This window comes from Vibrio sp. V30_P3S12P165, assembly GCF_009904905.1.
In the GTDB taxonomy this organism is placed as follows: Bacteria; Pseudomonadota; Gammaproteobacteria; order Enterobacterales; family Vibrionaceae; genus Vibrio; species Vibrio fujianensis.
Map to the genome: position 1 here is coordinate 1 of NZ_WXWH01000029.1, position 10,984 is coordinate 10,984.

7 protein-coding genes are annotated in these 10,984 nt (G+C 42.5%); 3 read left to right on the plus strand and 4 right to left on the minus strand.

Annotation, left to right across the window (positions count from 1 at the left end):
* Positions 1–168 precede the first annotated feature (168 nt).
* The 3 genes from CAG57_RS05560 (at position 169) to CAG57_RS05570 (ending at position 3,822) form a co-directional block, all read left to right on the plus strand.
* Positions 169–1,341 carry an iron-containing alcohol dehydrogenase gene (locus CAG57_RS05560; RefSeq protein ID WP_099611254.1) on the plus strand — a complete coding sequence of 391 codons (1,173 nt, stop codon included), beginning with the start codon at positions 169–171 and terminating at the stop codon, positions 1,339–1,341.
* Between the two features lie 128 nt (positions 1,342–1,469).
* Positions 1,470–2,318, plus strand: a complete 849-nt coding sequence (locus CAG57_RS05565; protein WP_202598378.1) for a diguanylate cyclase — start codon at positions 1,470–1,472, stop codon at positions 2,316–2,318.
* Positions 2,319–2,328: 10 nt separating this feature from the next.
* A complete protein-coding gene (locus tag CAG57_RS05570) occupies positions 2,329–3,822 on the plus strand; it encodes a methyl-accepting chemotaxis protein (protein ID WP_161433994.1) in 1,494 nt (497 codons plus the stop codon).
* A gap of 76 nt (positions 3,823–3,898) precedes the next feature.
* Here CAG57_RS05570 and CAG57_RS05575 read toward each other — a convergent pair whose 3' ends face one another.
* The 4 genes from CAG57_RS05575 to iolD all read right to left on the minus strand — a co-directional run bounded on the left by CAG57_RS05575 (position 3,899) and on the right by iolD (position 10,819).
* A complete protein-coding gene (locus CAG57_RS05575) occupies positions 3,899–5,410 on the minus strand; it encodes a CoA-acylating methylmalonate-semialdehyde dehydrogenase (protein WP_161428514.1) in 1,512 nt (503 codons plus the stop codon).
* 292 nt (positions 5,411–5,702) lie between these two features.
* Complete coding sequence (gene iolE / locus CAG57_RS05580; RefSeq protein ID WP_099611256.1) at positions 5,703–6,593, minus strand: myo-inosose-2 dehydratase; 891 nt, start codon at positions 6,591–6,593, stop codon at positions 5,703–5,705.
* 21 nt (positions 6,594–6,614) lie between these two features.
* Positions 6,615–8,531, minus strand: a complete 1,917-nt coding sequence (locus tag CAG57_RS05585) for a bifunctional 5-dehydro-2-deoxygluconokinase/5-dehydro-2-deoxyphosphogluconate aldolase (RefSeq protein WP_161428515.1) — start codon at positions 8,529–8,531, stop codon at positions 6,615–6,617.
* Between the two features lie 356 nt (positions 8,532–8,887).
* Positions 8,888–10,819 (minus strand): 3D-(3,5/4)-trihydroxycyclohexane-1,2-dione acylhydrolase (decyclizing), encoded by a 1,932-nt coding sequence (iolD, locus tag CAG57_RS05590; protein WP_161426900.1) that lies wholly within the window; start codon positions 10,817–10,819, stop codon positions 8,888–8,890.
* Positions 10,820–10,984 lie beyond the last annotated feature (165 nt).

Here is a 10,984-nt window from a genome sequence, read left to right on the forward strand (position 1 = left end):
AATAAAAATTGTTATTTATCAAACATATAAAAGCAATTATAGCGAGTGAGCTTGTAATTTGGTTGATTGAAATATTTTTTCCAATCAATTATCTTAAGAAATATAAGTTTCAGTGTTAAGATGATTTTGTGACTATTTTTCAACTTTAAATGAACTGAGGAGTCAGTGATGAGTACCAATATCGTATTGCCAAGAATCATGCACATCGGAAAAGGAGCGGCGATGAAAGTCGTTGAAGTGATGAACGTATTGAAGGTTCACGCTCCTCTTATCGTCACCGATAACATGATGGTTAAGTTAGGTTATGCCGAACAAGTACAGCAAGTTTTACGCCAGTCAGGCATCGAGAGTATGATTTATTCAGAGACGGTCCCTGAACCAACGGTCAGCTCAATCCAAGCTGGTGTTGATTTAGTTCGCTCAAGCCATTTTGATTCTATTATTGCTCTTGGAGGGGGAAGTCCGATAGATAGTGCGAAAGCCATTTCTATTGTCGGTAAATTCGGCGGCCAAGTCCGTGATTATCGATTCCCCAAAAATGTTGCAGATAGCGGTTTGCCAATTATTGCCATTCCTACAACCGCAGGAACTGGCTCAGAAGTAACACGTGTTACCGTGATTACGGACGATCAAAATGATGAAAAAATGCTTTGTATGGGATTGGGATTTATGCCCATGGCTGCTCTGATCGATTATGAATTGACCTTATCATTGCCTCCAAGAGTCACCGCCGATTGTGGATTAGACGCTCTGACTCATGCGATTGAAGCATATGTCAGTCAAAAAGCGAACCCTTTTACCGATGCACAAGCCCTCTCGGCTATCGAATTGATTGGATCTAATTTACGCTACGCTTTCGATGAACCGCATAATGAAGCCGCTCGAGCAGCAATGATGTTAGGTGCAACACTGGCTGGAATTGCATTTTCAAATGCTTCAGTTGCTTTAGTTCATGGAATGAGCCGCCCTATCGGCGCTTTTTTTCATGTGCCCCATGGTTTATCCAATGCCATGCTATTACCAGTGATTACTGAATATTCCATTCCTGCAGCAAACGATCGCTATGCCGATTGTGCGCGAGCCATGGGTGTCGCGCTGTTATCTGATGATAATTCGGTCGCCTGCCAAAAGTTACTCACAGAGCTACGGCTGTTGAATACACATCTTAACGTTCCCTCTCCCTCTTCTTATGGTATTGAGAAAGATAAATTTTTCGATCTTCTACCCACCATGGCCCAGCAAGCATTGGATTCAGGTTCACCACTCAATAATCCCAAAGTTCCTACCATTGAAGAGATGATCGAACTTTACCGCAAGGTATGGATGGAAGGTGAAAGATAAGCGGATTAACCACATCACCATCATTTGAAGTTGCAACGCGAGACTGACCGGTAAATAAACCACACTCGTTTATTGGTTCGTAACCGTTAAGCGCTCGTCCTGCAACTTCAAGTAAAAAGAGAAATATTATGAAAATCAACCATCTATTGGCTCTATTCGTTATCGTTTTCAATGTTCACTCTGTGACGGCAAAAACCATTACGGTGAATAAGGTGGAAGGCGAAAAAGAACAACTTGCATTTAATATATTGCAATTAGCGCTATCCAAAAGCTCACCTGAATTAAGCATTAAACAGAGTGAGCAAAATTATAATGAAACTCGCCTTGCCGAGGAAATTCAAGCCAATCATATTGATGTAATGTGGGCTGGCGCATCAGCAGAACGAGATGAAAAACTTTTGGCGATACGTATTCCTATTTTTAAAGGGCTTATGGGACACCGAATTTTTATTATTCGCTCAGCCGATCAAGGAAAATTTTCCCAGATAAAAAATCTTACTCAGCTTAAAAAATTTAAAGCGGGGCAAGCCACTTTCTGGGGAGATACACAAGTTCTCAAAAGTGCCGGTTTACCTCTAGTAACCACAATTAAATATAGTAACCTTTTCCGGATGTTAGAAGGTGGACGCTATGATTACTTTCCTCGTGGTGTACTCGAACCTTGGGAAGAAGTTGAACAGCATGCGCATCTAAACTTAACAGTAGAAAAAGAGGTAATGTTGATTTATCCCTTTGCTTTATATTTCTACGTAAATCAAGAAAACCAGCAACTTTATCATCAAATATATTCAGGTTTTATGTCAGCCATCGATGATGGTAGTTTTGATCAGTTATTTTTCAATAGCCAGATCATTAAAGAGGCATTTGCTAAAGCCAATTTAAGTCAACGAACGATTTTACGTATCGATAATCCTTACATGCATCCTGATACACCTTATGCAAATAAAAAACTTTGGCTAGACATCAACCAATTATAGGTCATTCACCATGAATTCAATTCGATATAAATCTATGCTACTTTTGATCATCATTTCATTAGTTGTGATGACATTTGTTTTCTCTGGTAGCTATTTTCTTGCAAAGAATTATTTAGTCAACCAATTAGAACAAGACATTAATGACACAAACCAAACACTCTCTGTTGTATTAAAAGAGCCCCTATTTTCATACGACACTCAATTAATTGATAATATCACTCACTCTTTTGTCAATAATCCTTACCTCTACCAAGTTAAAGCATTTGATCACCGTGATAATCTCATTGGAGAAGCCAAATCTAATGAACTTGCTCCTGCAATATCAGAGTTAAAATCTTTCACATTAAATATTTTATGGGAGGATGGACAAAAGATAGGTTCATTAGTGATTGATTATCGGCTTGATGCAAACAGTGCTATTTTAAGCACGATAAAAAAAATGTTTCTCCTCATTGCCATCCTATTATTATTCTCCTTGCAACTGATTAATTGGGGGGTATTATCAAAATTGGTGATCGCTCCGCTGACTCAAGTCACCGCGGTATTATCTAAAATCGCTCAAGGTGAAGGCGACCTAACCAGCAGGCTAACCATTCGTCATCATGATGAAGTTGGTCAATTAGCCAATGAATTTAATACGTTTATTTCAAACCTTCATGCGTTAGTCACTCGTATTATAGCTTCCACAACAGAGCTAACTTTATGTGCCGAGAAAATTCGCACAAATAGTGAACAAAACAGCCACGAAACACAACAACAATTACGAGAGATAGAACAAGTTGCCACCGCGTTAAGTGAAATGGCTTCGACCTCTCATGAAGTTTCGTTAAATGCTAATAATACAGCAGATAAAACAAGAAGTTGTAATGAACTTGCGGAACAAGGTAACCATGTTGTCCAACAAACTGTTTCTGCAATTCATAAACTCGGCGATGAAATTAATGCCACTTCTAGCACTATTATTGAACTAAAAGAAAAAAGTGATTACATCAGCACAGTATTAGAGGTGATTAAAGGGGTGGCGGATCAAACCAATTTACTGGCTTTAAATGCTGCAATTGAAGCCGCTCGGGCGGGTGAACAAGGACGTGGTTTTGCCGTGGTCGCAGACGAAGTTCGAGCGTTAGCGTTACGGACTCATCATTCCACAGAAGAAATCGAGCAAATCATTCATGATCTTCAAGCCAGTTCAGAAAATGCTAATTCTCAAATGCATGGCACCAGCATAACGTTAAGTCAAACCGTATCAGAATCAGAACAAACCACCCTAGCACTCAATAATATTATTAAACATATTAATGACATTAATGATATGAACACCCAAATCGCAGCAGCAACTGAAGAGCAAACTACGGTCGCGAGCGATATTAGTGAAAAAATTAATACCATTAATGAAAGTACCACATCCGTGACCAATAATGTGGCAGGAGTGCGGCTATTAAGTGAACAATTAGATGAACTTTGTCAACATATTCGTCAAGATTTAAGTAAATTTAAAGTCTAACCGTGAAGCGGATTAGCCAATTAAAAAAATGACCCATAACATGGGTCATTTTTCTAGAAGAATATCGTTGATTCAGTTATTCCATTGTGGGCATTGAGAAAGAACTTATATGTTGCTCTAATCGAACACTGGCAGGCCAACGGCTGGTCACGGTTTTCATCCGAGTATAAAAACGCACACCATCTTGGCCGTGGACATTAAGTGGCCCAAATATAGAGCGCTTCCAACCGCCAAAACTGTGAAAAGCCATCGGAACAGGAATCGGAACGTTTATTCCGACCATCCCTGTATGCACATCTTCACTAAATTGACGAGCCGTTTCACCATCACGAGTAAAGATGGCTGAACCGTTGCCATATTCATGACGATTAATTAACTCTAATGCCGTTTGATAATTTTCTACTCGAACCACGCACAAGACTGGGCCAAAAATCTCTTGTTGGTATACCGTCATATCAGGGGATACATGATCAATCAATGTTGGACCAACGAAGTACCCCGCCTCATTCCCCTTGACAGAAAAATCTCGTCCATCAGTGATTAATGTGGCCCCCTGCTCTTGTCCTGATTGAATATAGTCACAGATTTTTTGCTTGTGCTGCGCTGAGATAACTGGCCCCATGTCATTTTCAGTGCCATCGACTAACCCTGGCCCCACTCGCATGGTCGCGATTTTTTGTTGCAGTCGTTCAATCAATTGATCAGCCGTTTCATCACCGACCACGACCGCGACCGAAAGAGCCATACAGCGTTCTCCAGCTGCACCAAAAGCAGCCCCCATAATCGCATTGGTTGCCATATCAATATCGGCATCGGGCATCAAAATACAGTGGTTTTTAGCACCGCCTAATGCTTGGCAACGCTTACCATGAGCAGAGGCTGTGCTATAAATATATTCGGCAATTGGGGTCGATCCAACAAAACTAACCGCTTGAACTCTCGAATCGGTCAGTAATACATCAACGGCCTCTTTATCCCCATTCACCACATTAAAGACACCATCAGGTAAGCCAGCTTCTGTCAGCAATTCAGCAAGAATAAGTGCAGCACTAGGATCTTTTTCTGACGGTTTAAGAATAAAGGTATTACCCGTTGCCAACGCAATAGGAAACATCCACATGGGTACCATTGCCGGAAAATTAAACGGAGTGATACCAACACAAACACCGAGTGGCTGCATTAAAGAATGGCTATCGACATGCGTACCCACATTGGCGGAATGTTCGCCTTTTTGCAAATGTGGGATACCGCAGGCAAACTCAACCACCTCAAGCCCACGAGTTACCTCTCCTACCGCATCTGAATAGACTTTGCCATGTTCATTAGAAATAATGCGCGCTAATCGATCCATATTCTGTTCTAGTAGCGCTTTAAAGCGAAACATAACCCGGGCACGTTTTAACGGGCTAGTTTTCGCCCAAGAGGAAAACGCCGTTTCCGCAGCTTTAATCGCTTGGATAACATCTTCCTTTTGACTTAATTGTACCTGACGAGTTTGCTCACCGGTTGCTGGGTTATAGATAGCAGAAAATCGTTCACTCTCGCTTGTTTTGCGTTGACCATTAATAAAATTCAACACCGTTTCCATCGTTTTCTCCTTTGGCTGTCTTGACTGGAAGATCATTATTATTTTGCTGTCATTACCGATTCTGTACGTTTGGAATTGTTTTGACCTTAACTCCTTTATACAGAATAAACGTTTCATTTTCAACAATGAAAGGTTTATTTCGTTTAATTGTTGCGTTTTTCACATCAGCTTAAGTGAGCCGAGTGCAGCATAGACGCACAATGACTGATCAGCTTGGCTTGGTTTGCTTTATTTACTAAAAAAGCGCCTAAAAAGGCGCTATGAAGAATGAAACCATTGCCATCACTGATGGTTATAAAAGTCCGGCCTCTTTAGCAAAGTTGGATAAATTGTTATAACCCAGCGTTGCATAGGTCAACGGGTGAGCTATCGCAGGATCTTGTTCAGCTTCAACCACTAACCAGCCGGTATAGTTCACCGCTTTTAAGACGTTAAATACCGCAGGGTAATCAATGCAGCCATCGCCAGGAACGGTATAAACACCTTCAAGAACCGAGTCTAAAAAGCTTAATTTGCGATTTTTCACATCGGCAAGGACATCTTTTCGAATATCTTTACAGTGCACATGGTTAATCCGCTCGGCCCAACGCTGTGCAACCTTGACTGGATCTTCACCCGCAAAAGTTAAATGACCAGTATCGAGTAACAAACCAACTTCAGGGCCGGTGTGTTCCATCAAATGATCAATGTCTTGTGCGGTTTCAATGACGGTTCCCATATGATGATGGTAAGCAATTTGAACCCCTTGGCTTTGCGTGTATTGGGCAAATTCTGTCAGTTTTCGGCCATACTCTTCCCAGCGGTCGGCGGGAAATAAAGGGCGTAGATGAACAGGCGTGTCTTTGGCACCATGAATACAGTTGGTAACTTCACACGCCACCATCACTTTAGCCCCAAGCTCGCGTAATAGCGTAAGATGCTCCTGTACTGCTGCGATTTCTTCTTCCACACTCCGTGTCAATAACTCCATCGAATACCAGCCAGAAACCAACTGCAATTCATGGCTAGCTAATATCGGGCCCAGTACGCTCGCTTGACGTGGGAATTTATTTCCCAACTCAAACCCGGCAAAACCTGCTTGCTTTCCTTCACTTAAACAAGTTTCTAACGATGTTTCCGCTCCCAGAGTTGGCATATCGTCATTGGTCCACGTCAGTGGGTTGATACCTAATTGAACACTCATCAAAAGTCTCCTTTTATTGCACTATTTTTCGCCACGTTGACGCCATAGTGTGATTAAGTTGTGATAATTTTTTTTCACGGTATGAATTAGAGTTTGGTCATCCATTTGACCGGCTAACCACGCACGTGAGGGCTCTCCAAATAACGTGCGACCAACAGCAAACCCTTTCACGATACGTTGTCCTGCTGTTTGTGAAAAACCATGCTGTAATTCTGTTTGTGGTGCATCTAGGCCAAGAATGACTACGCCTCGACAATAAGCATCTCGCTGTTCGATTAAATCTGAAACCGCTTGCCAGCTCGCTTTATCAAGCGGTGGAAGTTTCCACCAATCCGGTTTTATTCCTAAGTTATAAAAGCGTTGCATCGCTCGTAGATAGAGAGCATCTTCTTTTTTGATGCCATTTGGTAGAATGACTTCAAGCAGTAATTCGTGTCCTGACTGACAGCAGGCTTGATACACTTCTTGAATTTGGTGTTCTTGTTGTGAACGTATCGCGTGATCATCTTCTGGATTAAAAAACACTAAACATTTCACGATATGCTCTAACGGCCAACTGATCAGTTGTGAACCAATATTGCCATGTTCAAGCTTCAGCGGACGTGAGCCTGGTAATTCAATGGGGCGAGCAATCCACCACCCTTGCCCGGTGACCGTATTTAATACATCTTGACCAAATGAACTATCGCACAATAGTCCAGCCTGACCATGTGCTAGCCCGGCTTCAAGCGCTACTTCTTGACTGGCTTGCAAAATCAATTTTTTGAGAGGTTTAATGCGGGCGAGATCGGCACCGGCTTGTCGCGCCATATCGACAAATTGAATACGGTGATCAAATGCCATCACACAAAGCTCGTCTCGTTCCGGTGATTTTCGTGTCGTTACTCGGTGAAGATGATTGAGTTCACTATCTAAATCTGGACGTTTCACTTGTGTCGCACGTAGTAAATAATTATCGAGTTCAGCTTTAGTCGGCATCGCAGGGGCACAGCCATGGCGAGAAACGACCAACGCACCACAAGCATTGGCATAGGCACAGGCTTTTTCCCAACCTTCTCCATTTAAGTAACCACGTAATAGACCGGACATAAAGGCATCACCCGCACCTAACACGTTCAACACATCCACCCGAACACCATAAACCGTGATCCCGAGATCAAGATGCTCTGGAATTTCATTGCTAAATACCGAGCAACCAAGAGCACCCCGTTTACAAACGAGTTCAGCCTGAGAAACTTGACGGACGGCTTTTAATGCTTGGATGGTGTCTGTTGAACCACCACAGATGTGGAATTCTTCTTCAGTACCAACAATCACATCAAATAGCCCTAATACCTCTTGTAGTTGCTCGGTGACTTGCTCCGATTCAATAAAACGAGTTTCACCATCACCTAAAGAGGTAAGCCCCCATAATACTGGGCGGTAATCAATATCTAACGCGGTTTTAACCCCATGACGACGCGCATATTTCAGCGCAGTCAGCACTGCTTCACGAGTTTTAGGGTGAGAAAGGTGCGTTCCGGTAATCGCTAAACAGCGCGCAGAAGCAATATACTCTTCTGTGAAATCTTCTTTGCTGATCGCCATATCGGCACAGTTTTCACGATAAAAAATCAGCGGAAAGGTCTCTTCGTCTTTGATTCCGAGGATAACAAGCCCCGTTAATCGCTCTTTATCAGTGATAAGATGACTGGTATCACAGCCAACACGTTGTAATTCTTCGCGCAGGAATCGGCCCATGTGCTCGTCGCCAACACGTGCCAGCATAGAAGACTTCAACCCCTGCACTGCCGTGCCATAAGCAACATTACCCGATGAGCCCCCTAAATATTTACTAAAAGAGCCCATATCTTCTAAGCGGGCACCGACTTGCTGACCATAAAGATCAACCGCAATTCGTCCCATACAAATTACATCTAATTTTTTTTCTGTACTCACCGTTCACTCCTCAAGTCCCTCAGTGCTATACGCGGCTTTTTTACCTTTTTGGGCTAAAAGTGCGTTCTGCCATGACATTGTATAAGCATTTCACAAATACATTTATACGGAATATTTATTTCATTTTCAACTAAAGAAATAGCGCAATATTTCATTCTGTGATCATGATGGAATTTTGTTTTATCGACACTCAAAATAGGGCAATACGAACAATAAAAACAAAAAATAATACAAAGAATCAAAAAGATAGGAATTAATAAATAATGCGTTCATCAATAACAGAATAAAGGCGCAGGGAACTGAAAAAAGCCCACCACAACACGTGGTGGGAATCGGGGGAGAGCATTTATTATTATTTAATACTGACGAGCCTTAGTGAGCACTTGTTTAATCTTATTTGCGGCTTGTTCTATTTCGGGTTTATCAGCTACTTGTGCAGTACCACAACGCCACCATGCTTCATAGCCATGTGTCATAGTTTTCGGTAGCACTTTGATATCAATCAGCGTCGATACCGTCTGCTTTTTCGCATCGGCGAGCGCAGCAATCAGTTGTTCTTGGTTATAAACTCGATAAGCACGACACCCATAACTTTCGGCATTCATAGCAAAATCAACCGGCACGAGCGGCCCTGTCAAACGATTCGTTTGCGGATCTCGAAATCGGTTTTCGGTACCGAAACTTCCCATACCTTGGCTCATTTGTAAATTATTGATACAACCAAACGCTGCGTTATCAAATAGAATTACGTTGATCTTCAGCCCTTCCTGAATCGATGTTTGTAATTCAGAATGCAGCATCATATAAGAACCATCGCCTAATAAGGAATAAACCGGCTGATCTGGACAGGCTATTTTTGCTCCCACAGCGGCTCCAACTTCATACCCCATGCAAGAGAAACCATACTCCATATGGTAGGTATCAGGCACTTTCGGTTGCCATAATCGTTGTAAATCGCCGGGTAACGAGCCAGCAGCTCCCACCACGATCGCATTATCTTCCAAATACTGATCTAATAAACCAAGTACTCGTGTTTGTGTGAGTTCCGTATTGAGCGTCTCACGATACTCCCTGAGTTGATCATCAAAGTGCCCTTCGATTTCGGGTTGATAACTTTGGCCAACTTGTGTGTTAAATAACCGATTAACTTCTTCTTGCCACAAGGCTTTGGCTTGTTGGATTTCTTGCTGGTAAGACGTTTGATACCCTGCTTGAGTTAACCGATTCGCGATTACGCTAAGCGCTGTTTTTGCATCTGCGACAACCGACGTTGCATCAAGTTTACTGGCATCAAATTCAGACACGTTTATGGTTAAAAAATCGACCTCAGGATGTTGAAATAAAGATTTCGATGCGGTGGTAAAGTCGGTAAATCTCGTCCCCACACCAATGACTAAATCGGCATCTTTTGCTAACAAGTTTGCCGCCAAGCATCCGGTTGTACCAATGCCACCTAAGTTCAGCTCATGATCGAATACAACGGCACTTTTTCCGGCTTGAGTCTCCCCAAATGGGATATGAAAGGTTTCAGCAAACTGACGAAATACGTCATGAGCTTCAGAGTAGCGAACGCCACCACCGCAGATCAATAGTGGTTTTTTCTTCTTCATGATCAGTTGAACAGCGTCATTGATCATTGCGTCTGTCGCTGGTCGACGCTCAATACGGTGCACCCGTTTTTGAAAGAAATAATCAGGAAAGTCATATACCTCTCCTTGTACATCTTGAGGAAGGCAGATGGTAACCGCACCAGTATCAGCCGGATCGGTTAACACGCGCATGGCATGAATCATTGCAGACATCAACTGTTCTGGCCGATTGATACGATCCCAATAGCGAGAAACGGGTTTAAAACAGTCGTTGGTACTGATGGAAGCATCGTAATACTGCTCTACTTGTTGCAGGACAGGATCCGGCTGTCGACAAGCAAATACATCCCCCGGAAGGAAGAGAACGGGAATTCGGTTTGCGGTTGCCGTTGCTGCCGCCGTAATCATATTTGCAGCACCAGGGCCTACCGATGAGGTCACCGCATATATTTTTTTGCGTTTATGTTGTTTAGCAAACCCCATAGCAATGTGTGCCATGCCTTGCTCATTACAACCTTGATGTACGATCAGATCACCTGAGTCTTGTTCCAGCGCCTGCCCAAGCCCAACCACATTACCATGCCCAAAAATGCTCAGCACACCATGAATAAATTTGTGCTGCTGACCATCAAATTCAACATATTGTTGATTCATAAATTTGACCAGCGCCTGCGCTGTTGTCATTTTTAGCGTCTTCATAACCCGAATATCTCCAAAATTTGCTCAGAGAAGCGTTGATGCGATTTCATCTCTGCTCTCGTGGTTGACCACAATTCTATTATTCTCTAAACTCACTATATGAAATATAAATTTCATTTCAATTAATTTTCGAAATAAAGTTAGCTTTTGTGATCTGGGTATAGT

Bases quoted from the DNA above. Each gene is read 5' to 3' on its own strand.
- CAG57_RS05560 (WP_099611254.1), top strand. From the start codon at position 169: ATGAGTACCAATATCGTATTGCCAAGAATCATGCACATCGGAAAAGGA.
- CAG57_RS05565 (WP_202598378.1), top strand. From the start codon at position 1,470: ATGAAAATCAACCATCTATTGGCTCTATTCGTTATCGTTTTCAATGTT.
- CAG57_RS05570 (WP_161433994.1), top strand. From the start codon at position 2,329: ATGAATTCAATTCGATATAAATCTATGCTACTTTTGATCATCATTTCA.
- CAG57_RS05575 (WP_161428514.1), bottom strand. From the start codon at position 5,410: ATGGAAACGGTGTTGAATTTTATTAATGGTCAACGCAAAACAAGCGAG.
- iolE (WP_099611256.1), bottom strand. From the start codon at position 6,593: ATGAGTGTTCAATTAGGTATCAACCCACTGACGTGGACCAATGACGAT.
- iolD (WP_161426900.1), bottom strand. From the start codon at position 10,819: ATGAAGACGCTAAAAATGACAACAGCGCAGGCGCTGGTCAAATTTATG.